Here is a 25,897-nt window from a genome sequence, read left to right as displayed (position 1 = left end):
GCGCACCGCCACCCGGCACGTACCGTCCGGGCGCGTGTCCTACCTCTCCGAGTGGCCCAGGGACCTGTCCGGGGCCACTCGGTCGCGCACCAGGCGCTTGACCGCCGTCGGCTCGGGGAAGCCCTGCTCGCGGCGGTCCCAGACCACCTCGTCGTCGACGCGCACGACGAAGACGCCACCGGTGCCGGGCTTGAGCGCGAGCTCGGTCAGCTCCTGCTCGAAGGTGGTGAGGAGTTCCTGGGCGAGCCAGGCGGCCCGGGGCAGCCAGCGGCACTGGGTGCAGTACTCGATCTGCACGCGGTGCGCCCGGCCGGGGCCTGCGAGTGTGTCGTCCGTGGTCATCCGAGGTGTACCGACCAATCCTGTTCCGCCGCCGGTCTGCCGTGCAGGTCGGGGACCCGCTTGAGCCACTCCGGCCGCCCCTGCCGGGTCTGCGTGGCCCGGCGGGCGTCCTCGTCCGCGAGCTGGGCACGGGTGGGGAAGTCCGTGGGCAGCCAGGCGGCGGACGCCCGGACCCGGGCGAGGAGGTAGCCGACGTACGCCTCGCGGACCTCGTCCGGGCCGGCGAAACCCGGCTCGTCCGCGAGCCAGGCGTCGGGCACCTGCGCGGCGATCGCGCGCAGCAGTTCCTCGGTCACTCTGGGCGCCAGTTCGGCGTCCGCCGCGCGCGTGTCCGGGGTGTGGCCGCCCAGCGCGTGGCGCCGGAAGTCGTACGCCTTCTCCGGCGAGGACGCGTCCCAGCGGTGGTGGAAGACCAGCGCGGCCCCGTGGTCGATCAGCCACAGCTTCGGTGGCGCGACACCGAGCGTGGGCCAGATCATCAGGTTCGAGCTGTGTGTCGTGCGGTCCACGTTGACCGTGAGGGCGTCCAGCCAGACGATCCGGCCCGCCTCCAGCGGGTCGACGTCGAACGCCCTCGCGACCTCGGGGGTGAAGTCCTGGGCGCCGGACAGGTAGTCCATGCCGAGATTGAGCCCGGCGCTGGCCCGCAGCAGGTCCTGGACCTCCTGGTGCGGCTCGTGCGCGCCGGTCGCGGGGTCGAAGTGCACCAGCACCAGCTCGGGGAACCGCAGGCCCAGGGCGCGTGCCAGCTCGCCCACGATCACCTCGGCGACCAGTGCCTTGCGGCCCTGCGCCGAGCCGGTGAACTTGACGACGTACGTCCCCAGGTCGTCGGCCTCGACGACTCCGGGCACGGAGCCGCCCGCCCGCAGCGGGGTCACGTATCGGTCGGCGGTCACTTCGCGCAGCACACCCGCCACTGTAATTCAGCCGCCGCCGCTCGTGTCCGGGCGTCCGGCCGGCGGGGCGTCGGTCGTCCCACCGGTCAGGCGCCGGGCCGGCCCGGGGCGTCCGGCGCGTCCAGGGGGTTCGGCGAGCGCAGGGGGTTCGGCACGGGCAGATAGCGTGCGTCCGCGCCGTCCGCTCCCGTCCAGCGCAGCAGCAGGTTCGTCTTGCCGGGCAGGGCCGGGGACCGGAGGAGTTCCGTCACCTCGGGCAGCTCCGGGGCGTACCGCGCCAGCTCCCGCCGCGCGGTGCCCCACACGTCCAGCCGCGGGTGGCGCTCCCGCAGGGCCTCCGCGATCTCCAGCAGGTTGTTCACGACCAGGCAGTACACCAGCCGCTCCCATCCGGCCGCGCGCGTCACGTCCGGCAACAGCTTCACGCCCTCGGCGTCCCGGAAGAGCGCCTGCACGGGTGTCCCTTCACCGTCCACGGCGATCACCGTGTTCTGCAGGTGCGCTTCGAGCACGACCCCGTGCCGGGCGAACAACTCCAGTGCGGGCGGCACCACTTGGCGGAGATAGGCCGTCCACCAGGCGGCCGGATCGGCGAGGGTGTCCAGGGGATTGCCGTCGAAGCCGGCCGAACCGTCCGGGCCGTCACGGTCGTCCGGGCCTGCTGTGCCCTCGCGGTCGTACGGACCTGCCGTGCCCTCCGTCAGCGCGGCCGCCAGCAAGGGAGTGGAACCGGGGGTCACATGCTCACCCAGACCGTCGCGCACCAGGACGGCCAGTTCCTCGAAGGCGAAGTCCGCCGTGCGGTAGCCGCGGTCGCTCAGCCAGGCCGCACCGCCGCCCAGGGTGTCGAAGGCCGAGGTCACCGCGGCGTCCGTACGGCGCAGCGCGAGGAGGTCGTGACGCCAGAGGCGGCGGATGTCGTTGGTGATACGGACGTCGAGGCTGAACTTCACGAAGAGGTCGGCACCGGGGACGTACAGGGTGCGGACCGCCGCCGTGGGCCAGGCCGGCCACGGGGAGGGGCCGAGGTGGACGAGGCGGCCGTCGGCGAACGCCTCACGGATCCGCGGGCGGGCGCCGACGAGGCCGAGCTGCCACGGGTGGGCGGGAAGGAGACGGTAGCCGTCAGGGGCCTCCCCCAGGGCGTCCAGGGCCGTGGTGTCGCCGTCCTGCGCACAGGCGTCCTCGCGCAGGCCGAGCAGCACCAGCGGGAAGTCGGCGTACGCCTCGGGGGCGTACGGGAGCCAGCCGGTGACCGGGCCGCCGCCGCGCGCCTTGGGGGCGGGGTGGTACGGGTGTCCCGTGATCAGGGACTGCTCGGAGCGCCGGTACGGGTCGGCCGGCGGGGCCACGCCCTCCCGGGCCGCCAGGATCGCCGCCACCACGTCCCGGCTGTCCGTCATCTCGGCGGTCAGTGCGGAGGCGGACAGGCCGGTGCGCAGGCGCAGTTCGCGGGAGGTGAGCTCGACCAGTCCGGCGTGGCCGAGCCGCTGCCAGGCACCGTCGGTGAACAGTTCCGGATCGCGGGGACGGCGTCCGCCCCGCACCCGCAGGAGTCGTCCCAGGGCCGGCAGCCGGTACACACGCCGGTCGCCCGGTCCCGGCGGACCCGGTTCGGGCTCGCCGATCTCCCGCAGCAGACAATTGAGCAGCGGCGCCGCCGCGTACACGTCGGCGGCTTCGGTGACGCCGTCACCGGGCGGCACGGGCGGCATCGGCCGCGGGGGCCGTACGGGCTTCGTGGGTGGCAGGGGGTGCATGAGATCCACGCGATCCGTTCGTTGCCTACGGTGCACTTGCGCTCAGTATGTCCGGATGTCCGGCGTCGTATCCGGCCGTGCCGGCGTCCCCTCACCCCAGGAGCTCCTGTGCAACCTCCCCGCACCCCGGCCGAGACCGAGACCGCGCTCGCCGCCGAGCTGCGCACCGTGCGCCCCGCACTGCTGTCCCCGTACGCGGCCGGGCTCCCCGGCGCGCGGGCGGCCGTCCTCACCCGGCTGTGGCGGGGGCTCGCGCACGAGCCGCTGCCGTGGGTCACGCACCGCGCGGCCGGGCCCGACGGGCTGACGCTCCGGCTGGCCGACGGCCGTCGGCTGCACGGGCCGCGCCCGGACGCGTACGCGACGGCCACGACGGTCACGGAGGTCGAGCTGGCCGGGACGGCGTACGAGCATCCGGCCGCGCTGATGACAGCGCTGGAACTCCCCCACAGCCGCGCCTTCGCCGCCGAACTCGCGCACAGTGTGGCCTCGTTGGCGCTGTCCCGGGCCGGCCAGGTCCCCTCGGGCGCCCCCCGCGCGCTGTGGGAGTGGGAACAGCGGGTCGTCGACGGGCACCCCTTCCACCCCAACTGCCGCTCCCGGCCCGGATTCTCGGTGGCCGAGCAGCTGGCGTACGCCCCCGAGCACCGGCCGGTGGTCGAGCTGGGCATGGTCGCCGTACGGGAGGACGACTGCCGGTCGACGGGCGCGTGGCCCTACCGGGAGGCGGGGCGGGTGCTGATCCCCGTGCATCCGTGGCAGGCGCGGCACGTGCTGAAGGACGAGCAGCCCGTCGGGAACGGCCTGGCCGCGCATCCCCTGATGTCCCTGCGCACCCTGGCCGTGCCGGGCGGCCCGCACGTCAAGACCGCGCTCAGTGCCCGGCTGACCTCCTCCGTGCGGGACATCTCGGTGTACTCGATCACCTCGGCCGCGACGGTGTCGGCGTTCATGGAGTCGATGGCCGGACGACTGGACGGGCTGCTGCACATCACCAGGACGCTCGGCGCGGTGAGCGCCGGCTCGCCCGATCTGGCCGCCGTCTCGCGGGAGTCCCCCGACCTGTACGCGGGGCCGGGCGAGCAGGTCGTCCCGGTCGCCGCCCTGGCCGCGGGCATCCGGCCGCAGTCCCCCGCCTGGCTGGCGCAGTTCAGCCGGCTCGCGCTCACCGTGGGACTGCGGCTCCTCGAACTGGGCGTGGCCCTGGAGGCGCACGGGCAGAACCTGCTCGTGGTGCTGTCCCCCGCCGGCACGCCGGTGCGGCTCGTCTACCGCGATCTGGCGGACATCCGGATCAGCCCGGCCCGGCTGGCCCGCCATCGCATCCCGGTCCCCGATCTGACGGGCCGTATCGTGACGGACGACGAGTCGGTCCTGCGCAGCAAGCTCTTCGGCTCGCTCGTCGCGGGCACGCTGGCCGCGACGGCGGGTTCGGGGCCGGCGCTGCGGGAGGCGCTGCGCGCGGCCGTACGGGATCTGCCGCGCGGCCCGGATCTCCTGGCGCTGCTCCGGGAGCCGGTGCCCGCCAAGGCGTTGACGCTGATGCGGCTGTCGCCGGAGCGGCCCGGTGACAGTTGGGCACGCCTGCCCAACCCCCTCGCCGCCCGGCCGACGGACTCGCCCATCGGCCACTCGTCCTGAAGCACGGCACCCCCGTCCGGGGCCCGTCCTTTGCCAGCGGACCGGCTGTGGCTGATCGCGCAGTTCCCCGCGCCCCTGACGGGGCCATGCCCCGTGCAGGCCCGCCAGGGCCTGTTCAGGGGCGCGAGGAACTGCGCGACCAGCCACGGCGCACCCGCGGTCGAAGTCGGGGCGCGCGCCCGCGGTCGGCGGCGGGGCGACGGTCGTCAGGGGGTGCGGAGGGACTTGGCCAGGGGGGCCTCCCCCTGGACGACGATGCGGCCGTCCCGAATCGCGTCGCGCACGGTCAGCCCGCCCCGCCCCAGCTCCGCGCACGTCCCGGTGTCCAGCAGGAGCCTGGCGTCGGGTTCCCCGGGCGCGGGCCCCTCCCCGTACACCGGCCCGTCCGTGTCCCCGAGGCGGACGTGGAACTCACCCTCGTCCAGGCACACCTGGACGAGCCCCTCGCCCAGCCCCTCCAGCGAGCGCAGCAGCGGCAGCGCGAACCAGTGGGCGCGCACCGCGTCCGTGGCGCGGCGGTCCGCCAGGAGAGGGGCGCCCCACTCGCCCAGCGCCTGCAGCACGGGGAGCAACGCGCGGCCCCGGCCGGTGAGTTCGTACACGTACACCGCGCCCGGCGGGGGCATCCGGCGCCGGGTCGTCAGACCGTCCCGTTCCATGTCCTTGAGCCGGGAGGCGAGCACGTCCGTGCTCACGCCGGGCAGGTCGGCGTGCAGGTCGGTGTAGCGGCGCGGACCGGCCAGCAACTCGCGGACGATCAGCAGGGTCCAGCGGTCACCCACGGCGTCGAGGGCCCGGGCAGCGGAACAGTACTGGTCGTAGCTTCGGCGAGGTGACATGCGACGCAGTCTAGACAACGCGTTGGACTTTCCAAGCACCTACTTGGTAAAACCAAGCAACACCACAACCTGGAGGTGCGCACCGCATGGAGTTCCGGCAGTCGAGCAAGCTCAGCGAGGTCTGTTACGAGATCCGGGGCCCGGTCATCGAGCACGCGAACGCCCTGGAGGAGGCGGGCCACAGCGTGCTGCGCCTCAACACCGGCAACCCCGCGGCCTTCGGCTTCGAGGCACCGGCGGAGATCCTCCAGGACATGATCCGGATGCTGCCCCAGGCACACGGGTACACGGACTCCCGCGGCATCCTCTCGGCGCGCCGGGCCGTGGCACAGCGCTACCAGGAGCGCGGACTCGACGTGGACGTGGACGACGTCTTCCTGGGCAACGGCGTCTCCGAACTCGTCTCCATGGCCGTCCAGGCGCTCGTCGAGGACGGCGACGAAGTCCTGATCCCCGCCCCGGACTTCCCGCTCTGGACGGCGGTGACGACGCTCGCCGGCGGCAAGGCCGTGCACTACCTGTGCGACGAACAGGCCGAGTGGTACCCGGACCTGGACGACATGGCGTCGAAGATCACGGACCGCACGAGGGCCGTCGTCATCATCAACCCGAACAACCCCACCGGCGCGGTCTACCCCAAGGAGATCATCGAGGGCATCCTCGACCTGGCCCGCCGGCACGGCCTGATGGTCTTCGCGGACGAGATCTACGACCAGATCCTGTACGACGGCGCCGTGCACCACTCGGCCGCCGCGCTCGCACCGGACCTGGTGGTCCTCACCTTCTGCGGCCTGTCGAAGACGTACCGCGTGGCGGGCTTCCGCTCCGGCTGGCTCGTCGTGACCGGCCCGCGCCGGCACGCGCAGAACTACCTGGAGGGCCTCACCATGCTGGCCTCCATGCGGCTGTGTGCCAACGCGCCCGCCCAGTACGCCATCCAGGCGGCGCTCGGCGGCCGGCAGTCCATCCATGAACTCACCGCGCCGGGCGGCCGGTTGCGTGAGCAGCGCGACCGCGCCTGGGAGAAGCTGAACGAGATCCCCGGCGTGTCGTGCGTGAAGCCGAAGGGGGCCCTCTACGCCTTCCCGCGCATCGACCCCTCGGTGCACAAGATCCACGACGACGAGAAGTTCGTGCTGGACCTGCTGCTGCGCGAGAAGATCCAGGTCGTCCAGGGCACCGGCTTCAACTGGCCCCGCCCCGACCACTTCCGCATCCTCACCCTCCCGTACGCCGACGACCTCGACGCGGCGATCAGCCGGATCGGGCGGTTCCTGAGCGGCTACCGGCAGTAGGTGGCGATGTCGGACCCGAGCCGTACGCTTCGGAGCAGGTGACGGACGCACCGTGGCCGTGGCCCGAGGAGGCGAGGATCCGTGACGCGACCGCCGACCGCCGCACAGCGGCGTGTCATCGACGCCGCCGACGCCGTGACGGGACGCCTCAAGGGCACGGAGAGCCAGCTCGCGGCGCTGGTGCGGCACGGTCTGGCCTTCCGGCACCCCCGTCCGCCGCACGCCCACTTCCTCACCCCGGCGGGGCACCGGATACGCGAGGAGTCGTCACGGCAGGCCGCGGAGGCCGCCGGTCCCGCCCCTCCCGGACCCGGCGCCGCTCCTCCCGACACCTCCGGGGTGTTCGCCGCGCGGGTCGGCGGCGAGGACGCCCCCGAAGCCGGGCCCGTGCGCGTACGGGAGGTGCACAGCGCCTGGCAGGGGCTGCTGGAGCTGCGGCGGATGACCACCACGGACGGCGTCGTGGACCGGCCCTGCGCGTGGGAGCGTACGCATCTGGTGCAGGCGGCCGCTCTCGCGCTGGAGGCGGCGGGGCACCGCCCGGCGGGGGCGGGCAGCGACGCCGGCGGGTACCGGGTGCGTGCGACGCCCCAGCCGGAGGCCGTCGCCGTGCGCGAGCCGGACGCGGGGGCGCTGCGCGCGTGTGCGGTGACGCTGGAGAAGGCGGGGTGGCAGGTCAGCGAGCACGCGGAGCCGCGGACGGGGGCGCGCTATCTGCTCGCCTCACCCCGCCGGTCGTGAGGGTTCGCCCCGGCGGGAAGGGCCCTGCCCGTCGCCCGGACGGCATCCTCGCGGTACGCCGTCCGGGCGGGCCGGCCGGGCGGAACTCACCCCAGCGGGTTCAGCAGATCGGCGTCGTCCTCGAAGGCGAACAGCAGCAGGTCCGTCATCGTGAACGCGCCCCTGCGGTGGGAGGGAAGACTCGGGCGCCACCCCGGGTGTTTCACGATCGACGTGCGGCTGCCCTCCATCGCCCGGTGGAAGACCTCGGCGACGAGCGTGCCGCCCACACCGGTGAGCCGGCCGGGATGGCGTTCGTTCACCTCGGCCTCGCGCAGGATGTAGAACCACAGCGGGGTGTGCGCCACCAGGAGTTCGCGCTCCTCGGCACTCAGCCCGTCGAGCACGGCGCCGCCGGCGCCCCGCAGGATCTGGTCCTCGGTCAGCGGAGCGATACGCATCTGCGCGGCCAGTTGCGGCCCGGTGGCCAGCTCGACCATGTCGGCCCGCGTGAGGTTGCGGAACGCGAGGTTGCGCTGGACCGGCGGCGGAGCGGGACGACCGCGGCCGTCGAACGTGCCGGTGGGCAGCGCGGCCAGCGGATCGACGAGCAGGGTGTCGACGCGCTTGGCGACGTTGAACTCGTCCGCCGGCACGACGAGGTCGTCCCGGCCCGCCTCACCGAAGTCGAAGAGCCTGCGGAAGTCGGCGATCCAGTTGCTGGGCAGCCGCAGGTTGTCCCCCGCGTTCGGGTCGTCGAGGTCACTCAGGCCGTTCGGATCAGCCGGGTTTCCCACACTGAGGTTGCCCGCCGTGCCGCTGAACCGGAACAGCAGACCGAGTGTGGCGGCCCCGCCGTCTCCCCCGGTGCGGAAGACGCTGTTCCACTGGTAGGCCGTCCGGACCATGCTGTGCCCGAACCGGTAGGCGGCGACGGAGAACTCTATGGGCATCGTCGGCAGGTCGCCGGGCCGGCCCCGCCCCGGCACCTCGAAGTGCCGGCGGCCGCGGGTGAAGACCCGCTCGACGATCTCCGGGTCGACGACCCGCGGCAGGAAGTCCGTACGCAGCATCCACTGGTAGTGCTTGACCACGGTGTCGCAGGCGCTGCGGAAGAGGCGGGACTCGGGCACCCCGCGCTCCGCGAGCCGGTCGACGACCCGGTTGTGGAAGCGGACGAAGGCCAGGTGCAACTGGCCGATCGCGAGGTTCTCGTCGTTGCGCGGGTCCGGGATCAGCGGGGCCCGCTGATCGGCGCGGGTGCCGCCCGCGGTCTCCCCCGCCCGGGCGAGGTCGAAGCCCTTCTGGTCGGTGTTGGCGGGCGGGAAGTCCGGCGGGAAGGGCACCCCCAGCGACGTCCCCGTCCTGAGGTGGCCGTCGGGCTCGTAGAAGCGTGCGCTGCCGGCGTGGTCCGGGCCCATGCCGTACAGCGAGTCGAGGTCGAGGGCGGGGCTGCGCCCCTGTAACAGCTCCTCGACCGGTATCGGTTCGCCCAGGCCGACCTGTGTCCTGTCGAGCGTCAGGTCATGGTCGACGAACTGCCCCAGATAGGTGAAGCCCGCCGGTACCGGAGTGCCGGGCGGACCCGAGTCCGGGTCGTCGCCGCCCCGTCCGACGGCGGTCATGGCCGCGGCGAGCCGGGCGCGCAGTTCCTCGCCGAGCTGTACGCCCTTGCGCTTGCCGAACCTGGAGAAGCGGAAGGCCAGTTGCTGCTCGGCCGCGGTCGGTACGCGCGCGACCGACCGTCCCTTCTCGAACTCCAGGATCCGGCCTTCGTCGACGACGTAGTAGGTCTCGCGATGGTGTCGGTGCACGGTGTGCTCCGTTTCTCTTCCCCCGTGCTCCGCGCCCGGTCCCCACCGGCCGCGGAGTGGTCGTACACGTTCATCCTTGTCGCCTTACAACGCATCACGCATGGACGGTAGTTCCCGTATGGCAGTGCTTATCCTGTGATCGCCCCATACTCCCGAAACGCCACACCACGCCCCATGTGTCACACGCCGCGGACCGCACGCACGCGCACGGCTCACGCCGCGAGCGGGGTGTACGTCGTCCTCCATCTCTGGTAGGAAACTTTCCTAACAGTACGGAAGAGCGGCATCCACCCCCACTGGAGGTCCCGTGCACACCCCCCACGTACGCTCCTCACGCAGAACCCTCCTCGCCCTGATCGGAGCGTCCCTCGTGGCAGGCCCCGCCGTCGCCGGCAGCCCCGCGAGCGCCGCGGCCGCCGGTCTCGACGACCCGGCGAAGAAGGAGATCGCCATGAAACTGGTCTCCAGCGCCGAGAACTCCTCGCTGGACTGGAGGGCGCAGTACGGATACATCGAGGACATCCGTGACGGCCGCGGCTACACCGCCGGCATCATCGGATTCTGCTCGGGCACGGGCGACATGCTCGACCTCGTCGAGCTCTACACCCGACGCAGGCCCGACAACCCGCTGGCCGGCTACCTGCCCGCCCTGCGCCGCGTCGACGGCACCGACTCGCACGAGGGCCTCGACCCCGGTTACCCGGACGCGTGGCGGCGGGCGGCCCTGGACCACGCCTTCGAACAGGCCCAGAACGACGAGCGGGACCGCGTCTACTTCGACCCCGCCGTCCGGCGGGGCAAGGCGGACGGCCTCGGCACGCTGGGCCAGTTCGCGTACTACGACGCCATCGTGATGCACGGCGACGGCGGCGACCGTACGAGTTTCGGCAGCATCCGCCAGCTGGCCCTGGACCGGGCCAGGCCGCCGGCCCAGGGGGGCGACGAGGTCACGTACCTCGACGCCTTCCTCGACGCCCGTGTGTGGGCGATGAAGCAGGAGGAGGCCCATGAGGACACCAGCCGGGTGGACACCGCCCAGCGGGTCTTCCTGAGGAACCGGAACCTGAACCTGGACCCGCCGCTGGACTGGCAGGTCTACGGGGACAGCTTCCACATCGGCTGAGCGCGACGGCCGGCCGTGGTCAGGCCCCGGGAGCCGCCCGGGGCCCGGCCACGGTGTGCCGGCCCGCCAGCTCCTCGCCCGGCTCCATAGGGGCGGTCACCTCGTCGGCGTCCCGCCGGCCGCCCAGGTGGTTGAAGACGAGGTTCAGGGCCACGGCGGCCACGCACCCCGTCGAGATCCCCGAGTCCAGGAGGATCCTCGCGGTCTCCGGGAACGCGTGGTAGAACTCCGGCACCGTGATCGGGATGATGCCGACGGCCAGCGAGACCGCCACGATCAGGACGTTGTTGTCCTTCTCCAGGTTCGCCTTGACGAGGGTCTGGATACCGCTCGCGGCCACCGACCCGAACAGCACCACGCCCGCCCCGCCGAGCACCGGGCGCGGCACCACGGCGATCAGTGACGCGGCCATCGGACACAGCCCCATCAGGACGAGGAAGCCGCCGCCCGTGGCCACGACGTACCGGCTGCGGATCCGGGTCATCGCGACCAGCCCGATGTTCTGGGCGAACGCGCTGCACATGAAGCCGTTGAAGAGCGGGCTGACGGCCGAGCCGAGGGTGTCGGCGCGCAGGCCCGCCGCGATGGTCCGCTCGTCGGCCGGCCGGCCGACGATCTCCCCCAGCGCCAGCATGTCCGCGGTGGACTCGGTCATCGAGACCACCATCACCACGCACAGCGAGAGGATCGCCGCGAGCTGGAACTGCGGGGCTCCGAAGTGGAACGGCGTGGGGAAGCCGACGACCGCCGCGTCCGCCACCGGTGCGAAGTCGGTGACGCCGAACGGGACGGCGACGAGCGTGCCGGCGACCAGGCCGAGCAGGACGGCGATCTGTTTGACGAAACCGCGGGTGAAACGGCGCAGGAGCAGCACGACGACGAGGGTCGCGCCCGCCAGGCCCAGGTTGGTGGCCGAACCGTAGCCGTCCGCCGCCGGATCGGGGCCCTGCGCCCAGCCGAAGGCGACCGGCATGAGGGATATGCCGATGAGGGTGATGACCGTGCCGGTGACGACCGGCGGGAAGAAGCGGACCGCCCTGCTGAAGAACGGGGCGGCGAGGAAGCCGAGTACGCCCGCGACGACGACCGCGCCGAAGATGACCGGCAGCGCGTCGCGCTTGTCCTCCGTGGAGTCGACGACCGCGATCATCGGGGCGACTCCGGCGAAGGTGACGCCGTTGACGAAGGGCAGGCGGGCGCCGATCTTCCAGACGCCGAGGGTCTGCAGGAAGGTGGCGAGTCCCGCGGTGAACAGGCAGGCACCGGTGAGAAAGGTCAGTTCGGCCGAGGTCAGGCCCACGGCCGCGCCGACGATCAGGGGCGGGGCGACCACGCCGGCGTACATGGCGGCCACGTGCTGCAGACCGCTGGTCGCCATCTTCAGGGCGGGAAGTCTCTCGTCGACCGGGTGCTTCTCGGACCCGGTCGGGCTTGCGTCCGTACTGCTGGGCGTGTGCTGGGCGGCCACGGCGGCTCCTCCGGTCGGTTGCACGTCGGCGTCGACGTGGGTGTCAGGGAGGTGGGGAACGATGCCCGTCACGGCCTTGGGCGTGGCGGGCGGCCCGTCACGGAGAGGGCGTGGCGGGGTGACCGTTCCGGGGCGCGGGCGGGTTCGTGCGCGCGCCCCGGAACGGTCGCCGTGGACCCGCTCGGGTGCACGGCCACCGGCCGAGGGCCGTCCCCCTCGGCCGGAGATCTGGGCGGGGGCGGGGTCAGGTGCGCGCGGCGATGCGCGCGAGGCGCCGGGCGGCGTCCCGGGTGGAGCGGGCGACGGCGTCCTCGTCGACGTGCAGCAGCCTGCCGTTCTCGACGATCTGCGCACCGTTCACGAAGGAGGCGGTGACCGGCGCCGCCGCGCCGAGGACGAGGGCGGCGACCGGGTCGGCGATCGACGCGTGGGCCAGCGTGTCCAGCTTCCACAGGACCAGATCGGCGAGCTTGCCCGGTTCCAGGGAGCCGATCTCCCGCTGTCTGCCGAGGACCTGGGCTCCGCCGTACGTGCCGAGCCGCAGCGCCTGACGGACGTTCAGCGCGGTCTCGCGGTGGGCGCCGAGGCGGTTGACGAGCAGCGCGTTGCGCAGTTCGGTGTGCAGTTCGCCGGACTCGTTGGACGCCGTGCCGTCGACGCCGAGGCCGACCGGGACGCCGGCCGCGAGCAGGTCGGGGACGCGTGCGATCCCGGCCGCCAGCCGGGCGTTGGACGAGGGGCAGTGGGCCACCCCCGTTCCCGTGCGGGCGAAGGCGCTGATGTCGGAGTCGTTCATGTGGACGCAGTGCGCCATCCACACGTCCTCGCCGAGCCAGCCGGTCGAGGCGAAGTAGTCGGTCGGCCCCATGCCGAACAACTCCTTGCAGAACTGTTCCTCCTCGACCGTCTCGGAGCCGTGGGTGTGCAGCCGTACCCCCTTGCGCCGGGCCAGCTCGGCGCCCTGTCGCATGAGTTCGGTGGACACGGAGAAGGGTGAACAGGGTGCGACGGCCACCTGGGTCATGGCGCCGAAGGAGGCGTCGTGGTGTTCGTCGACGGTCGCCTCGGTGGCGGCGAGGGCGTCCTCCAGGGTCTCGACGGCGAAGTCGGGCGGCAGCCCGCCGTCCTTCTCGCTGCGGTCCATGGAGCCGCGGGCGAGGGTGAAGCGGACGCCTGTCTCCCGCGCGGCGCGGATGATCGAACCCGACAGGTCGCCCGAGCCCTCCGGGAAGATGTAGTGGTGGTCCATGGCGGTGGTGACACCGCCGCGGGCCATCATCGCGAGGGAGCCCTGGGCCGCCGCGTACGTCATCCGCTCGTCGATGCGCGCCCAGGTGGGGTAGAGGGCGACGAGCCAGTCGAAGAGGTTGTGGTCCGTGGCGAGGCCGCGGGTGATCCACTGGTAGAAGTGGTGGTGTGTGTTGACCAGGCCCGGGGTGACGAGGTGACCGGTCGCGTCGATCCTGCGGACGACGTTCTCCAGGCCCTCGGGGGCCCGGCCCGCGCCGAGCGACTCGATACGGTCCCCCGCCAGGACCAGGTGGCCCGACGGGTACTCGGTGTCGTCGGCGTCGACGGTCGCTATGGAACAGTTCTCTATGACGATGCGCCGGTCTGCTGCCATGGTTCGTCCTTTTCGCTGTCGGACAGGTGCGTCGGTCGACGGGTACGTCAGAGATTCGTGAGGTCGGCCGGGATGCGCGCCGCACAGCCGTCCCGCAGGACCGTCGCCTCGATCAGTCCGTACGGCCGGTCGGCGGCGAGGTACACCTCGTCGTCGTTCTTGAGGCCGAACGGCTCCAGGTCGACGAGGAAGTGGTGCTTGTTCGGCAGCGAGAAGCGGACCTCGTCGATCTCGCCGCGGTTCTCGATGATGCGTGCGCCCATCTGGTACAGGGTCTGCTGCAGCGACAGCGAGTACGTCTCGGCGAAGGCTTCGAGCAGGTGCCCGCGCACCTGCGCGTAGGACTCCTCCCAGTCGGGCATCGGCTGCGCGTCGTCGCTCCAGCCGAACCGCCAGCGGGCGGAGACCTCGGTGGCGAGGATGCGGTCGTACGCCTCTTTCAGCGTCGTGTACTTGTCCTTGACGTAGCCCCAGAACTCGGAGTTCGTCGAGTTCAGCACGACCAGGTCCTTGAGGCCGGATACGACCTCCCACGAGGAGCCGTCGTACGTGATCTGCGTGAGGCGGGTCTCCTGGCCCTTGCGGACGAAGGAGTGCCCGCCCTCGCCGGCGCCGGTGGATCCGATTCGCTCCCAGGAGTACTCCTCGATGCGGATGCGGGCGGTCCTGATCGGTTCCTGCGAGGTCACGAAGTGCCGGGCCAGGTGGATGCCGAACTGCTCGGCGGACTCGATGCCGTGCTCCTTGGCGAACGCGTACACCGTGTTCTTGGTGGTGTCCGTCGGCAGGACGTTCGCGTTGGAGCCGGAGTAGTGGACCTCCTCCATGTCACCGCTCAGGGCGACGGAGACGTTCAGGTCCTTGATGTGGTGGGTGGCGCCGTCCCGCGTGATCCTGACGACGCGGTTCTCGGCCTTGCCGTACTGGTTCTGGGCCAGCACCGCCGGGCGGGCAGGACGGGAAGGGGTGGTCATGTCTGCTAGCTCCCTCGGTATACGGAGTAGCCGAACGGGTTGAGCAGCAGCGGTACGTGATAGTGCTCCCCGGGGCTGACGGCGAACGTGATCGCCACCTCGGGGAAGAACACCTGTGGGGCACCGCTGTCCCGGTTCGCGGGGGCGTCCTGCTGCGCCTCGGCTTGCTTCTCGTCGGACTTCTTCTCGGACCTCTCGAAGTACGCCTCGACGGCGAAGTCGAGCCGTACGTGTGTGGTGCCCTCCGGCAGGGCCGGCAGGTCCTTGCACCGCCCGTCCTCGTCGGTCGCGGAGCCGCCGAGCTCCCGCCAGTCCGCCGCACGGCCGGCGCGGGCCGCGAGCCGGACGGCGACTCCCGCCGCGGGGCGGCCGACGCTGGTGTCCAGGATGTGCGTGGACACGGAGGCGGTGGTGTGGGTGCTCATGCGGGTGCGTCCTGTTCGGCGAGGAGGGCGAGACGGATGCGGTTGATCCTGCCCAGTTCGGTGCGCACGATCTCGCGCTCCCGGTCCGGTGTGTTGCCGAGGCGCTCCTTGACCGCGTCGCGCAGCTGCTCGCCGGTGAGACCGGTCGCGCAGATCAGGAAGACATGGCCGAACCTCTCCTGGTACTCCAGGTTCAGTTCGAGCATCTCCGCCCTGAGGTCGGCGGAGGCGCCGGCCATGCCGCGCTGTTCGCGGGCGGAGGCCGGGTCGCCCGGCTTCGGGCGTCCGATCGGCGGGTGTCCGGCCATCGCCTCCGCCAGGTCGGCGTCGGTGAGGCCGGCCGTCACCTCGTCGCTGTGGGCGAAGAGGGCGTCGGCGGTGGCGTACGGGCGCCGGGCGCACAGTTCGTGCGCCCAGGTCGCCGAGGCGCACAGTTCGTGGAGGACGGCGAGGGCCGCGTGCTCCTCCAGGGTGTTGAACCGGGCGAGACCGCCGGGTGTCGTACTCGACGTCACGGGAAGCCTCCGTGGCCTTGTGCTGGACGGGCTGCGGCCAGCTAACGCCCTCGGCAACACGACGTCAACACTTTGTTGAAAATCCGGGTGGCGGCGGGCCGTCGTTCAGACGCCCTTCTCCCGGTTCAGGTAGTTGTAGACGGTGAAGCGGCTGACCCCGAGCGCGCTCGCCACGGTCTCCACGCCGTGCCGCACGGAGAAGGCCCCGCGCGCCTCCAGTATCCGTACGACCTCCTGCTTCGCCTTGCGGTCCAACTCGGCCAGGGGCTTGCCGCGTTTGCGCTCCAGGGCGGCCAGGATGTGGTCCAGCGAGTCGGCGAGCTGCGGAAGGCGGACCGCCACCACGTCCACGCCCTCCCAGGAGAGCACCACGTCGTCGGGTCCGGCCTGGCCGGGGGGCAGCATCTCGGCGCCCATGGCGTCGACCAGCGGCTTGACGGCCGAGACGAACGGGTCGTCCGCGGATCCGGTCACCGCTCGCCCTCACCGATCACGTTGATCTGCAACGAGACCCGGGTGGCGCCCGCGTCCAGGGCCTTGCGCAACAGCGCGTCGACCGCCGTGAGCACCGGGTCCGCCCCGCCCTCGGCGGTGTTGCCGAACGGGCCGACGTCCACCGCGTCCAGTTCGGCCGCCTCGATGACCTCGCGGGCGACCACCGCGTGCGGCGGCGCCTCGTCGAGATCGAAGGGCTCGGTCGTGAACTCCACTCTCAGTCGCACTGCGCCCCCATGATGTCGCTCCGGCCCCTGTCTCCTGGCGGTCCCGGCCCGGCCGGGCCGACCGCAAGGCGACCCTAGCCCACCCCGCTCGCGCCGCCGACTCCTCTTGACAAGGTCCGCCCACGCGGGCAGCCTTTCCGTCAAGCAGAATCTTACTTCCATCATACGGAATCAGCCGGTCGGAATCACTCGTCACGGAAGGGAGCGCAGACCCCTATGCCCGGTTTCCCGACAGACGCGGCCGCAGAGCAGCGCTTCAACGTCAACCTGTCGATCCTCTTCACGGAGCTCCCGCTCCCGGAGCGTCCGGCGGCCGCAGCCGCGGCGGGCTTCACCGCGGTCGAGCTCTGGTGGCCCTGGCCCGAGACGCCCACTCCCCGGCGCGCGCAGCTCGACGAGCTGAGGCAGGCGATCGAGGACGCGGGCGTCCGGCTCACGGGCCTGAACTTCTACGCCGGACAGCTGCCGGGGCCCGACCGGGGCGCGCTGTCGATCCCCGGCCAGGAGTCCGAGCGGTTCCGGGCCAACATCGACGTCGCCGCGGACTTCGCGCAGTCGCTGGGATGCGCCGCTCTCAACGCCCTGTACGGCAACCGCGTCGAGGGCGTCGATCCGGCCGAACAGGACGAACTCGCCCTGGAGAACCTCGTGTCGGCGGCCCGCGCCGCCGACCGCATCGGCGCCATCCTGCTGATCGAGACCCTCAACGAACGGGAGTCGCCGCACTACCCGCTGGTGACCGCCCCGGCCGGCGTCGCCGTGGTCGACCGGGTGAACGAGGCGACGGGGCTCGGCAACGCCCGGTTCCTGATGGACCTCTACCACCTGTCCATGAACGGCGAGGACCTCCCGTCGGTGATCGAGCGGTACGCCGCGAGGACCGGCCACGTCCAGATCGCCGACAACCCGGGCCGCGGCGCCCCCGGCACCGGCTCGCTCCCGCTGGCGGAGCTGCTGGGCCTGCTGCGCAAGCAGGGGTACGAGGGCTGGGTCGGCCTGGAGTACAAGCCGGGCGACCGGCCGAGCGCCGAGACCTTCGAGTGGCTTCCGCGCGAGGCCCGCGCCGCCCGCTGAGCGGCATCTTCCCGACACAGGACAGCAGTCAGAGAGGCACCTCACCATGAGCAACCCCGCCACGACCGACCCCGCCGGCAGCTCTTCCGCGCCCCGTCCGACGATCGCCTGGATCGGTCTCGGCATCATGGGCTCCCCCATGTCGGAGAACCTGATCAAGGCCGGGTACGAGGTCACCGGCTTCACCCTGGAGCGGGACAAGCTGGAGCGGCTGAGCGCCGCGGGCGGCACGGCGGCCGGCTCGATCGCCGAGGCCGTACGGGACGCCGACGTCGTGATCACGATGGTGCCGGCCTCCCCGCAGGTCGAGGCCATCGCGTACGGGCCCGACGGCATCCTCGAGAACGCGAGGCCCGGCGCGCTCCTGATCGACATGTCCTCCATCACCCCGCAGACCTCCGTGGACCTGGCGAAGGCGGCCGGGGACCGGGGCATCCGGGTCCTGGACGCCCCGGTCTCCGGCGGGGAGGCCGGGGCCGTCGAGGCCGTGCTGTCCATCATGGCCGGCGGCGAGCAGGCCGACTTCGACCGGGCACGGCCCATCTTCGAGGCGCTCGGCAGGACCATCGTGCTGTGCGGGCCGCACGGCTCCGGCCAGACCGTGAAGGCCGCGAACCAGCTGATCGTCGCCGTGAACATCCAGGCGTGCGCCGAGGCCGTGGTCTTCCTGGAGAAGTCGGGTGTCGACCTCGGAGCCGCCCTCGACGTCCTGAACGGCGGCCTCGCCGGCTCGACCGTGCTGACCCGCAAGAAGGACAACTTCCTCAACCGCGACTTCGAGCCGGGCTTCCGGATCGACCTGCACCACAAGGACATGGGCATCGTCACCGACGCCGCCCGCACCGTCGGCGCCGCGCTGCCCGTCGGTGCCGTGGTCGCCCAGCTCGTCGCCTCCCTGCGGGCGCAGGGCGACGGCGGCCTGGACCACTCCGCCCTGCTGCGCGCGGTCGAGCGCCTCTCCGGCGCGCGGGTCTGACCGCCCGCCCCACAGACCCCGGGCGGCGCCGGCGCCGACACCTGTCCTGTCGCGCCCAGGCGCCGACGCCGCCCGGCACCCGTCGACCCGCGAGCCCGTGCGCCCGTGCACGAGGGCGAGTGAGAGCGCCGAGTACGGACGTCCCGTACTCGGCGCTCTTCGGCGTCCGTACGTACGCCTGTTTGCGTACGCCGGCTACGGAACCCTCAAATCAACCTCTGAAGATGGCCCCCGGGGCTTCAACTCACCGTGCGGGAGGCACATTCTCAGCACATGGGGCCCGCCGGCACGGGGGCGGCGGGCCTCTACGGAGGAATCACCGCGGGCCGGGTCCGAAACGGAGGTGGGACGCATGGGCAGCAAGCTTTCCGGGCTTCGGCGCGAGCCGTACACGGCGGCGCTGTCACGTGGCGGGCCACCCGCCGCGATGCCGGCCGCCCCGCACGGGGCACCGGTGGGGGAACCGGTCGGGGGAGAGCACGGGGGCGCCGGGTTCGTACCGGGCCGCGGCGGGGGCGGCAGGCACTGAACACGGCGCGAGGCCCCCCGTCCTGAGTCGTCAGGACGGGGGGCCTCGGCTCTGTCCGCGTGCGGCCGGCGCTCACACCTTCAGGGACCTGAGGGACGTCGGCGCGTGGCCCGGCTCGGTCGCGATCTCCTCGAACTCCACCACCGCGCTGATGTCGTTGGTCGTGGACATCGAGATGTTGGTGACCCGCTCCAGGACCACCTCGACCACCACCGGCACCTGGAACTCGGCCGCCAGCTTCTTCGCCCGCTCGAAGGCGGCGCCCAGCTCACCCGGGTCGGTGACGCGGATCGCCTTGCAGCCGAGCCCCTCGACGACCTTGACGTGGTCGACCCCGTACACGCCCAGCTCGGGCGAGTTGATGTTCTCGAACTCCAGGTTGACCTGGAAGTCGATGTCGAACGCCCGCTGCGCCTGCCGGATGAGCCCCAGATAGGCGTTGTTGACGAGCACGTGGACGTACGGGATCCGGTGCTGGGCCCCCACGGCCAGTTCCTCCATCATGAACTGGAAGTCGTAGTCGCCGGAGAGCGCGACCACCTGGGCCCCGGGGTCGGCCTTGGCGACGCCGAGCGCGGCCGGGACGGTCCAGCCGAGCGGGCCCGCCTGACCGCAGTTGATCCAGTGGCGCGGCCGGTAGACGTGCAGCAGCTGCGCGCCGGCGATCTGCGAGAGGCCGATGGTGGTGACGTACCGCGTCTCGGGGCCGAACGCCCTGTTCATCTCCTCGTAGACGCGCTGCGGTTTGATGGGGATGTCGTCGAAGTGGGTACGGCGCTGGAGGGACGCCTTCCTGTCCTGCGCTGACCGGGCCCACGCGGACCGGTCCGGCAGCCCGCCCGCGGCCGCGGCCTCCCGGGCCACCTCGACGAACAGCCCCAGCGCCGCCTTCGCGTCGGACGCGATGCCGTAGTCCGGGGCGAAGATCCTGCCGATCTGGGTGGGCTCGATGTCGACGTGCACGAACGTCCGCCCGGCGGTGTAGACGTCCAGCCGTCCGGTGTGGCGGTTGGCCCAGCGGTTGCCGATGCCGAGGACGAAGTCGGACTCCAGGAAGGTCGCGTTGCCGTAGCGGTGCGAGGTCTGCAGCCCGACCATGCCGGCGTTCAGCTCGTGGTCGTCGGGGACGACACCCCAGCCCATCAGCGTGGGGACGACCGGAATGCCCGTCAACTCGGCGAACTCCACGAGGAGTTCGCCGGCGTCGGCGTTGATCACGCCGCCGCCCGCGACGATCAGCGGCCGCTCGGAGGCACCCAGCATCGCGAACGCCTTCTCGACCTGGGCGCGGGTCGCGGCCGGTTTGTAGACCGGCAGCGGCTCGTACGTCTGCGGGTCGAACTCGATCTCGGTGAGCTGGACGTCGATGGGCAGGTCGATGAGGACCGGTCCCGGACGGGCCGAGCGCATCAGGTGGAACGCCTGCTGGAAGACGCCCGGGACCTGGGCGGCCTCCAGCACGGTGACCGCCATCTTGGCCACCGGCCCGGCGATCGACGCGATGTCGACGGCCTGGAAGTCCTCCTTGTGGATCACGGCGGTCGGCGCCTGTCCCGTGACGCACAGGATCGGCACGGAGTCGCCGGTCGCGGAGTACAGACCGGTGATCATGTCGGTGCCGGCCGGGCCGGACGTCCCGATGCAGACGCCGATGTTGCCGGGCGCGGTGCGGGTGTAGCCCTCCGCCATGTGGGAGGCGCCCTCGACATGGCGGGCCAGGGTGTGGCCGATGCCGCCCGCGGCCTTGAGCGCCGCGTAGAAGGGGTTGATCGCCGCCCCGGGGACACCGAAGGCGTCGGTGACGCCCTCGCGCTTGAGGATCTCAACTGCCGCGCGGGCAGCGGTCATACGAGCCATGGCGTACTCCTGCTTCGGCTGTCGGATTCGGGCTCCCGGCGCGCCCCGCGGTGAGCGTCAAATTCCGTTCTTATTCCACATTGTGGAAACTAACTTCTACTATCTGGAAGCAATGTAGGTCCGGGGTGCGGAGGCGTCAAGGGCGGGCGGCAGGCGTGCGACAGGCATACGGGCGGAGCAATCACGGGATGTCCGATCGATTCGCTGCCGGAGAGCGGGGTTCCGGTGGACGATGGAGGGGCCGTCCCCGTGTGGTGTCGGTGTCACGCTGTTCTGGAGAGGTCATGGCCGAGAGCGTGCCGGTGAGGTGTCCGGCCTGCCGGCGGGAGCATGTCTACGCGGTGCCGACGTACCCGTGTGTGTGCGGTGCGCCGGTCGCGCCCGTGCTCGATCCTCACGCGCACCCCGAGTCCGTCACGCACCACACCTGGGACGAGGGCTGGGTGACCATCCCCTGCGGGACCTGCGGGCGCGCGGACCAGTGGCCGCGGCCCGAGCTGGGCTGTCCCTGCGGGACGGTGGTGCGGGTGCCGCTGGCCGACGCGGGGCGCCCGGGACCCGGCGAGGACGCCGCTCCCGACCCCCGCGACGTCCGCGACACCTCCGAGGAAGCACACGCGGCCGCTTCCGAACCGCCCGGCCCGCAACCGGCCCGGCACCGGCGTCTCCCCGCCGCCATCCCTCTCCCCCGGGCCGAACCGGCACCCCGCGCCGCGTTCCAGCCGGTGACCATCCGGACGGCGCGGGACGCCGTGACCGCCGCCGCTCTGTACCTGCGCTGGCTCGGGTACCGGGACATCAGGCGGGCCGACCAGCGGCCACCCTCCGGCATAGGGCTCGCGGCCCGCGGAATGGTCGCCCAGGTGGACCCCACCGTGCGCCCGGCCTCCCTCCGGGACGTGGAGTGCCTGTGGCTGACAGCGATGACGGAGTCGGCGGGCTGCGTCTACTTCTCACTGGCCGGCTACGAGAAGGACGCCCGCGCCTGCGCCGACGAACTGGGCGTCCCGCTCTTCGTCCTGGACCTCACGGGCACCCCGCAGCCGGCGAACAGCCTCGCGGACGAACTCGTCGAGACCGGCGCCCGATCGCCGTGATCCACCCCAACTCACGCCACCGGACGCATACTTGATGCCATGACCGTCAGAGCGGCCTCTTCCGCCGACCTCCCCGTGCTCCAGGACATCGAACGCGCCGCGGGCGAGCCGTTCCGGATCTTCGGCATGCCGGAGATCGCCGACGACGAGCCTCCCGCGCTCGACCTCCTGGAGCGCTTCCAGAAGGCGGGCCACGCCTGGGTCGCCGAGGACGGCACCGGCCGGCTCGTCGCCTACCTGATCGGCGAGCCCCTGGACGGCGCCTTCCACATCGAGCAGGTCTCCGTCCACCCGGACGCCGCGCACCAGGGTGTGGGCCGGACCCTGATCTCGTACGCCGCCGCGCGCGCCCGCAGGCTGGGCCTTGCCGGTCTCTCCCTGACGACCTTCGCGGAGGTCCCCTGGAACGCGCCCTACTACGAGCGGCTCGGTTTCCGCGTCCTGGCCGAGCCCGAACTCACCCCGGGGCTGCGCAGGATCCGCGCGGCGGAGGCCGAACACGGGCTCGACCGCTGGCGCCGGGTGTGCATGTACCTCCCCGTCGCACCGCCCGGACGGCACGCCTGAGACCGGTCGTCCACCCGGCCGGCCGGGGGCGGCAGGGTCCGTCCGCGGGGGTGTCCGCGCGGCTCGGCCACGGGACCGCGTCCGCGCGTCACCCGTGCAGTTCGGGGGTCGCGCGGCCGAGCAGCGCCTCCCGGCCCGGGTCGCCGACGTAGACCCTCTCCCGCAGCTCGGGGCAGTGGCCGCGCACCCGCCCGACCATCGCCCGCTAGTCGCTCGTCCGGTGGCGGGTGTACGTCCAGCGGCGGCCCGACGGCACGTCGACGGGCACCTCACGGTCCGGCCGGCGGCTCACCGCCCGGTCGAGGTCGGCGCCGATGGTGTCCCCGAGCAGCTCGGTGCCGCTCACCCCGTGCGCGTACGACAGCCGTGCGCGCGTCGGCGCGGTCACCGGACGTCCTCCTCGCGGTGCTCCGCAGCGCGGGTCTCACCCCCCGGGCCGCCTATACATGTGCGGGTGCCATGAAATCCCGTATACCGAATCTCTGTTATTTCCCTCACGGCGCAACCCCCCGCAATTAATCGCCTCTTTGCATAATATTGATCCGACACGACGTGAGAGGAGCGGTGCGCGTGCGACGGGATGTCGAGGAGCCTGTCAGACCCCGTTCCGAGCAGGTCGTCGGGCGGGACGAGCTGCTCGGACGAGCACGCGACCAGCTCTCCCGAGGGGGCAGCCTCCTCCTGCACGGTCCGCCCGGAATAGGAAAGTCGACCGCCCTGCGGGCAATCACCGCGGAATACGCCGAATCGGCCCGGACCGTCTTGCGCTGCTCCGCCACCGAGTCCGAATCCCATCTCCCGTTCCTGGCGCTGGTCGATCTGCTCGGCCTGGTCGCCGGCGAGGTGGCGGACGCGCTGCCCGCCCCGCAGCAGGCCGCGCTCGAGGCGGCGCTCACCGGCCGTGCCGAATCGTCCCTGCACCAGGACGGCCTCGCGCTGCGCCTCGCCGTGCTGTCGGTGCTGCGCGCCCTCGCGGCCAGGGGGCCGGTGCTCCTCGTCGCCGACGACCTGCAGTGGCTGGACGCGCCGAGCGCCGAGCTGCTCGGGTTCGCCGCCCGGCGCCTCGGCGGCATGCCGGTGCGGATGCTCGGCGCGGTGCGTACCGGCACCGAGCCGAAGGAACAGGAGCACGACCCGTATCTACGCGCGTATCCGCCGGAGACGCTGGCCCTGCGGCTGCCCCCGCTGTCCCGGACGCAGGTCTCCGAGCTGCTCGTCGTCCGCGGCTACGCGGGCCTGCGCCGCTCGACCCTGCGGGACATCCACGACACCAGCGGCGGCAACCCCCTGTTCGCGCTGGAGCTCGGCCGCGCCCTGGCCGAGAGCCCGACGCCGCCCCGGCCCGGCGAGCCGCTGCCCGTACCGACCTCGCTGCGCGCCCTCGTGCTCAGCCGCCTGGAGCTGCTGTCCGCCGAGGCCCGGCAGACCCTTCTCGTGGCGAGCGCGGGCGCCCGCCCCACCCAGGCGCTGCTCGAGGCCGCGGGCCGCACGAACGCGGAGGCGGAGATCACCCTCGCGGCCTCCCTCGGACTGGTCGCGGCCCCCGGCCCGGACGGTCAGGGCCCGGACGGCCAGGAGGGCGCCGTGCGTTTCGCGCACCCCCTCGTCTCGGCCGCCCTGTACGCCCAGGCGGCGCCCCAGGAGCGGCGGGCCGCCCATGCCGCCCTGTCCACGGCCGCCTCCGAGCCGATCGAACGGGCCCGGCATCTCGCGCTCGCCACCACCGGCACCGACGAGCGGGTCGCCGCGCGGCTCTCCGAGGCCGCGGTCCTGGCCCGCGACCGCGGCGCGCCCTCGGTGGCGGCCCGGCTCGGGCTGCTCGCCGCCCGGCACACCCCCGCGGACAGCCCGGTCGGCGCGGACGAACGGCGGCTGCGGTCCGCCGAGGACGCGCTGACCTCCGGCGAGATCGACCTCGCCCGTGAGGTGGCCCGCGACGTCCTGGAACGGGCGACGGACCCGGCCGTGCGGGTACGCGCCTGGATCGTCGTGATCGACTCGGCCGGGCAGGCGATGGCCGACGTCGACGCGGTGTTCCCGCAGGCCCTCGCGGACGCCGGCGAGGACCCGCGGCTGCTCGCCCTGGTCCGCTACCAACTCGCCTGGCGGGCCCTGCTGGTGGAGGGCGAGATGGGGAAGGGCCGCGAGGAGGCGGCCCGCGCGGCGCGGCTCGCCGCCACGGCGGGCGACCGGAGCACCGAGCTGCTGGCGCTGTCCTTCCAGGCCCAGATGGAGACCCTGATGGGGCACCCCGCGGCCCCGGTGACGCTTGAGAAGGCCCTCGCGGAACCGCAGGACCTGCGGGTCGCCTGCGACCACAACGGCGCGGGGGCCACCCGTTTCCGCTGGCTGATCATGAGCGACCAGCTCACCGACGCACGGACCGCGATCACCCGGCTGCTCGGCGAGGTGCGCCGGCGCGGCATCGTCGAGAGCGAGGTGCACTTCCTGCGCGGACTCGCCGAGACCGAACTGCGTGCCGGGCACTGCGGCCGGGCGCTCGACCTCGCCCACGAGAGCCTGCGGCTCGCCCGGGACACCGGTATCGGCGAGGCCGCGGGCAACATGTTCACCTCGCTCGCCGAGGCCGCGGGCGGCGATGTGCACCGGGCGCTCGTCCTGGCCGGCGACGCGGTGCACCGTGCCGAGGACGACGGCGACCTGATCTACCTCTCGCGGGCCCTGGGTGCGCTCGGACACGCCCAGCTGGTGGCGGGGGACGCCGCGGGTACGGTGCACTCCCTGCGCAGGGCACGGGAGTCGGAGCAGCGGCTCGGCATCTGCGATCCGGCGCGGGGCCGCTGGCACGGCGACCTCGCCGAGGCGCTCGTCCTCATCGGAGAACCGGCCGAGGCGCAGGACGTCATCACCGCCACGCGCGAGCACGCGGTCCGGCTGCGGCGGGCGAGCGTCCTGGCCGTACTGGACCGGGCCGAGGCCCTGGTGAAGGCCGCGACCGGCGACCTCGAAGCGGCGGAACAGCAGCTGCTGTCGGCGCAGGACCGGCTGGCGCAGCTCGGCTACGGGCTCGAGGAGGCACGGGCCGCGTTCGCGCTGGCGCGGCTGCGTGCGGAGCGGTCGGGGCGGGGCTCGTACGACGAGGCGGCGCGGCTGTTCCGGCGGTGCAGGGCGATGCCGTGGCTGCGGCGTCTTGAGGCGGTCTCCGCGACCGCGTCCGCTTCCGCGACCGCTGCCGCGTCCGCCCCGGGCTCGTCGCCGGCCCTCGCGCCGACGGCTCCCGAGGCGATGCTGCCGCACCTCGACCGCCTCGCCTCGACGGAACGCCAGGTCGCGGCCCTCGTGCTGGAGGGCGCCACGAACCGGGAGATCGCCGGGCGCCTGTTCATCAGCGTCAAGACGGTCGAGGCGACGTTGACCCGCGTCTACCGAAAACTCGGGATCCGCTCCCGGGTGGACATCGTCCGCCTGGCGGCCGGCCGACACCGCGGCGACTGAATGGGTGAGTGGCGGGGGTCCTACGACCCCCGCCACCCCCAGCACCTGCGCCCTGGCGCGCCTCAAAGACTGCGCAGTTCCCCGCGCCCCTAAAAGGGGCACGGGCAACTGCGCGCGTCTTAAGGGGCGCGGGGAACTGCGCAATCTTTTGGGCGCGCCAAGAACGGCGCAGTTGTTCAG

At 72.6% G+C, this 25,897-nt stretch carries 22 protein-coding genes and 1 pseudogene; 9 read left to right on the top strand and 14 right to left on the bottom strand.

Going from position 1 to position 25,897, the window contains the following annotated elements:
* Nucleotides 1-39: 39 nt before the first annotated feature.
* The 3 genes from ACFYXC_RS05430 to ACFYXC_RS05420 all read right to left on the bottom strand — a co-directional run bounded on the left by ACFYXC_RS05430 (nucleotide 40) and on the right by ACFYXC_RS05420 (nucleotide 3,001).
* Nucleotides 40-342, bottom strand: a complete 303-nt coding sequence (locus ACFYXC_RS05430) for a SelT/SelW/SelH family protein (protein ID WP_389547242.1) — start codon at nucleotides 340-342, stop codon at nucleotides 40-42.
* Nucleotides 339-1,253 carry a HipA family kinase gene (locus ACFYXC_RS05425; RefSeq protein WP_389547239.1) on the bottom strand — a complete coding sequence of 305 codons (915 nt, stop codon included), beginning with the start codon at nucleotides 1,251-1,253 and terminating at the stop codon, nucleotides 339-341. The genes ACFYXC_RS05430 and ACFYXC_RS05425 overlap by 4 nt, the downstream gene beginning before the upstream one ends.
* Before the next feature lie 74 nt (nucleotides 1,254-1,327).
* The gene (locus ACFYXC_RS05420) at nucleotides 1,328-3,001 is read right to left on the bottom strand and encodes an IucA/IucC family protein (RefSeq protein WP_389547237.1); all 1,674 of its coding nucleotides are present in this window, start codon (nucleotides 2,999-3,001) and stop codon (nucleotides 1,328-1,330) included.
* A 108-nt stretch (nucleotides 3,002-3,109) separates the two neighbouring features.
* Here ACFYXC_RS05420 and ACFYXC_RS05415 point away from each other — a divergent pair, with 108 nt between their 5' ends.
* The gene (locus tag ACFYXC_RS05415; RefSeq protein ID WP_389547234.1) at nucleotides 3,110-4,642 is read left to right on the top strand and encodes an IucA/IucC family protein; all 1,533 of its coding nucleotides are present in this window, start codon (nucleotides 3,110-3,112) and stop codon (nucleotides 4,640-4,642) included.
* A 206-nt stretch (nucleotides 4,643-4,848) separates the two neighbouring features.
* On the opposite strand, the gene ACFYXC_RS05410 is transcribed toward ACFYXC_RS05415, so the two are convergent.
* Nucleotides 4,849-5,481, bottom strand: coding sequence for a winged helix-turn-helix transcriptional regulator (locus ACFYXC_RS05410; RefSeq protein ID WP_389547231.1), 633 nt, complete (start codon nucleotides 5,479-5,481; stop codon nucleotides 4,849-4,851).
* 86 nt (nucleotides 5,482-5,567) lie between these two features.
* Between ACFYXC_RS05410 and ACFYXC_RS05405 the strand changes: the two genes are divergently transcribed.
* On the top strand, nucleotides 5,568-6,776 hold the full coding sequence (locus ACFYXC_RS05405; RefSeq protein ID WP_389547228.1) for a pyridoxal phosphate-dependent aminotransferase: 1,209 nt from the start codon (nucleotides 5,568-5,570) through the stop codon (nucleotides 6,774-6,776).
* A gap of 81 nt (nucleotides 6,777-6,857) precedes the next feature.
* A complete protein-coding gene (locus tag ACFYXC_RS05400; protein WP_389547225.1) occupies nucleotides 6,858-7,517 on the top strand; it encodes a hypothetical protein in 660 nt (219 codons plus the stop codon).
* 86 nt (nucleotides 7,518-7,603) lie between these two features.
* Here the strand turns inward: ACFYXC_RS05400 and ACFYXC_RS05395 are convergent, their stop codons facing one another.
* Entirely contained in the window at nucleotides 7,604-9,310 is a 1,707-nt protein-coding gene (locus tag ACFYXC_RS05395) for a heme peroxidase family protein (RefSeq protein ID WP_389547222.1), read from the bottom strand.
* A gap of 307 nt (nucleotides 9,311-9,617) precedes the next feature.
* On the opposite strand from ACFYXC_RS05395, the gene ACFYXC_RS05390 reads away from it, so the two are divergent.
* Nucleotides 9,618-10,433, top strand: coding sequence for a chitosanase (locus ACFYXC_RS05390; RefSeq protein WP_388907706.1), 816 nt, complete (start codon nucleotides 9,618-9,620; stop codon nucleotides 10,431-10,433).
* Nucleotides 10,434-10,452: 19 nt separating this feature from the next.
* Here the strand turns inward: ACFYXC_RS05390 and ACFYXC_RS05385 are convergent, their stop codons facing one another.
* The 7 genes from ACFYXC_RS05385 to ACFYXC_RS05355 form a co-directional block, all read right to left on the bottom strand.
* A complete protein-coding gene (locus tag ACFYXC_RS05385) occupies nucleotides 10,453-11,901 on the bottom strand; it encodes a nucleobase:cation symporter-2 family protein (RefSeq protein WP_389547219.1) in 1,449 nt (482 codons plus the stop codon).
* Between the two features lie 244 nt (nucleotides 11,902-12,145).
* Entirely contained in the window at nucleotides 12,146-13,525 is a 1,380-nt protein-coding gene (locus ACFYXC_RS05380; protein WP_389547217.1) for an 8-oxoguanine deaminase, read from the bottom strand.
* Between the two features lie 47 nt (nucleotides 13,526-13,572).
* The gene (gene pucL, locus ACFYXC_RS05375) at nucleotides 13,573-14,499 is read right to left on the bottom strand and encodes a factor-independent urate hydroxylase (protein ID WP_388907712.1); all 927 of its coding nucleotides are present in this window, start codon (nucleotides 14,497-14,499) and stop codon (nucleotides 13,573-13,575) included.
* A gap of 5 nt (nucleotides 14,500-14,504) precedes the next feature.
* Nucleotides 14,505-14,924 (bottom strand): hydroxyisourate hydrolase, encoded by a 420-nt coding sequence (gene uraH, locus ACFYXC_RS05370; RefSeq protein WP_389547213.1) that lies wholly within the window; start codon nucleotides 14,922-14,924, stop codon nucleotides 14,505-14,507.
* Complete coding sequence (uraD, locus tag ACFYXC_RS05365; RefSeq protein WP_388907716.1) at nucleotides 14,921-15,439, bottom strand: 2-oxo-4-hydroxy-4-carboxy-5-ureidoimidazoline decarboxylase; 519 nt, start codon at nucleotides 15,437-15,439, stop codon at nucleotides 14,921-14,923. The genes uraH and uraD overlap by 4 nt, the downstream gene beginning before the upstream one ends.
* Before the next feature lie 105 nt (nucleotides 15,440-15,544).
* Nucleotides 15,545-15,913: a helix-turn-helix domain-containing protein gene (locus tag ACFYXC_RS05360; protein WP_388907718.1), complete on the bottom strand. Its 369-nt coding sequence runs from the start codon at nucleotides 15,911-15,913 to the stop codon at nucleotides 15,545-15,547.
* Nucleotides 15,910-16,161 carry a hypothetical protein gene (locus tag ACFYXC_RS05355; protein ID WP_388907720.1) on the bottom strand — a complete coding sequence of 84 codons (252 nt, stop codon included), beginning with the start codon at nucleotides 16,159-16,161 and terminating at the stop codon, nucleotides 15,910-15,912. The genes ACFYXC_RS05360 and ACFYXC_RS05355 overlap by 4 nt, the downstream gene beginning before the upstream one ends.
* Nucleotides 16,162-16,377: 216 nt before the next feature.
* On the opposite strand from ACFYXC_RS05355, the gene ACFYXC_RS05350 reads away from it, so the two are divergent.
* Nucleotides 16,378-17,235, top strand: a complete 858-nt coding sequence (locus ACFYXC_RS05350; protein ID WP_389547208.1) for a TIM barrel protein — start codon at nucleotides 16,378-16,380, stop codon at nucleotides 17,233-17,235.
* A 46-nt stretch (nucleotides 17,236-17,281) separates the two neighbouring features.
* Nucleotides 17,282-18,211: a 2-hydroxy-3-oxopropionate reductase gene (locus ACFYXC_RS05345; RefSeq protein WP_388907724.1), complete on the top strand. Its 930-nt coding sequence runs from the start codon at nucleotides 17,282-17,284 to the stop codon at nucleotides 18,209-18,211.
* 601 nt (nucleotides 18,212-18,812) lie between these two features.
* Here the strand turns inward: ACFYXC_RS05345 and gcl are convergent.
* The gene (gene gcl, locus ACFYXC_RS05340) at nucleotides 18,813-20,597 is read right to left on the bottom strand and encodes a glyoxylate carboligase (RefSeq protein WP_389547206.1); all 1,785 of its coding nucleotides are present in this window, start codon (nucleotides 20,595-20,597) and stop codon (nucleotides 18,813-18,815) included.
* A 284-nt stretch (nucleotides 20,598-20,881) separates the two neighbouring features.
* On the opposite strand from gcl, the gene ACFYXC_RS05335 reads away from it, so the two are divergent.
* Together ACFYXC_RS05335 and ACFYXC_RS05330 are read left to right on the top strand one after the other, a co-directional pair.
* Nucleotides 20,882-21,694 (top strand): hypothetical protein, encoded by an 813-nt coding sequence (locus tag ACFYXC_RS05335; RefSeq protein ID WP_389547203.1) that lies wholly within the window; start codon nucleotides 20,882-20,884, stop codon nucleotides 21,692-21,694.
* A 39-nt stretch (nucleotides 21,695-21,733) separates the two neighbouring features.
* Complete coding sequence (locus ACFYXC_RS05330; protein WP_389547201.1) at nucleotides 21,734-22,261, top strand: GNAT family N-acetyltransferase; 528 nt, start codon at nucleotides 21,734-21,736, stop codon at nucleotides 22,259-22,261.
* A gap of 103 nt (nucleotides 22,262-22,364) precedes the next feature.
* Here the strand turns inward: ACFYXC_RS05330 and ACFYXC_RS05325 are convergent.
* Nucleotides 22,365-22,649, bottom strand: a pseudogene (locus ACFYXC_RS05325) (hypothetical protein); the annotation flags it as partial.
* Between the two features lie 176 nt (nucleotides 22,650-22,825).
* Here ACFYXC_RS05325 and ACFYXC_RS05320 point away from each other — a divergent pair.
* Nucleotides 22,826-25,717, top strand: a complete 2,892-nt coding sequence (locus ACFYXC_RS05320) for an AAA family ATPase (protein ID WP_389547198.1) — start codon at nucleotides 22,826-22,828, stop codon at nucleotides 25,715-25,717.
* The last annotated feature ends 180 nt before the right edge of the window (nucleotides 25,718-25,897 follow it).

This window comes from Streptomyces sp. NPDC002701, assembly GCF_042889045.1.
Taxonomy (GTDB): Bacteria; Actinomycetota; Actinomycetes; order Streptomycetales; family Streptomycetaceae; genus Streptomyces.
Note: the sequence above shows the minus strand (reverse complement) of the source record. Positions and strands in the feature narration are given on the sequence as shown.

What these genes read in the sequence shown, in the direction of transcription:
- pucL (WP_388907712.1), bottom strand. Translation starts at nt 14,499, where the DNA reads ATGACCACCCCTTCCCGTCCTGCCCGCCCGGCGGTGCTGGCCCAGAAC.
- gcl (WP_389547206.1), bottom strand. Translation starts at nt 20,597, where the DNA reads ATGGCTCGTATGACCGCTGCCCGCGCGGCAGTTGAGATCCTCAAGCGC.
- uraH (WP_389547213.1), bottom strand. Translation starts at nt 14,924, where the DNA reads ATGAGCACCCACACCACCGCCTCCGTGTCCACGCACATCCTGGACACC.
- ACFYXC_RS05330 (WP_389547201.1), top strand. Translation starts at nt 21,734, where the DNA reads ATGACCGTCAGAGCGGCCTCTTCCGCCGACCTCCCCGTGCTCCAGGAC.
- ACFYXC_RS05420 (WP_389547237.1), bottom strand. Translation starts at nt 3,001, where the DNA reads ATGCACCCCCTGCCACCCACGAAGCCCGTACGGCCCCCGCGGCCGATG.
- ACFYXC_RS05380 (WP_389547217.1), bottom strand. Translation starts at nt 13,525, where the DNA reads ATGGCAGCAGACCGGCGCATCGTCATAGAGAACTGTTCCATAGCGACC.
- ACFYXC_RS05410 (WP_389547231.1), bottom strand. Translation starts at nt 5,481, where the DNA reads ATGTCACCTCGCCGAAGCTACGACCAGTACTGTTCCGCTGCCCGGGCC.
- ACFYXC_RS05430 (WP_389547242.1), bottom strand. Translation starts at nt 342, where the DNA reads ATGACCACGGACGACACACTCGCAGGCCCCGGCCGGGCGCACCGCGTG.
- ACFYXC_RS05335 (WP_389547203.1), top strand. Translation starts at nt 20,882, where the DNA reads ATGGCCGAGAGCGTGCCGGTGAGGTGTCCGGCCTGCCGGCGGGAGCAT.
- ACFYXC_RS05405 (WP_389547228.1), top strand. Translation starts at nt 5,568, where the DNA reads ATGGAGTTCCGGCAGTCGAGCAAGCTCAGCGAGGTCTGTTACGAGATC.
- ACFYXC_RS05350 (WP_389547208.1), top strand. Translation starts at nt 16,378, where the DNA reads ATGCCCGGTTTCCCGACAGACGCGGCCGCAGAGCAGCGCTTCAACGTC.
- ACFYXC_RS05345 (WP_388907724.1), top strand. Translation starts at nt 17,282, where the DNA reads ATGAGCAACCCCGCCACGACCGACCCCGCCGGCAGCTCTTCCGCGCCC.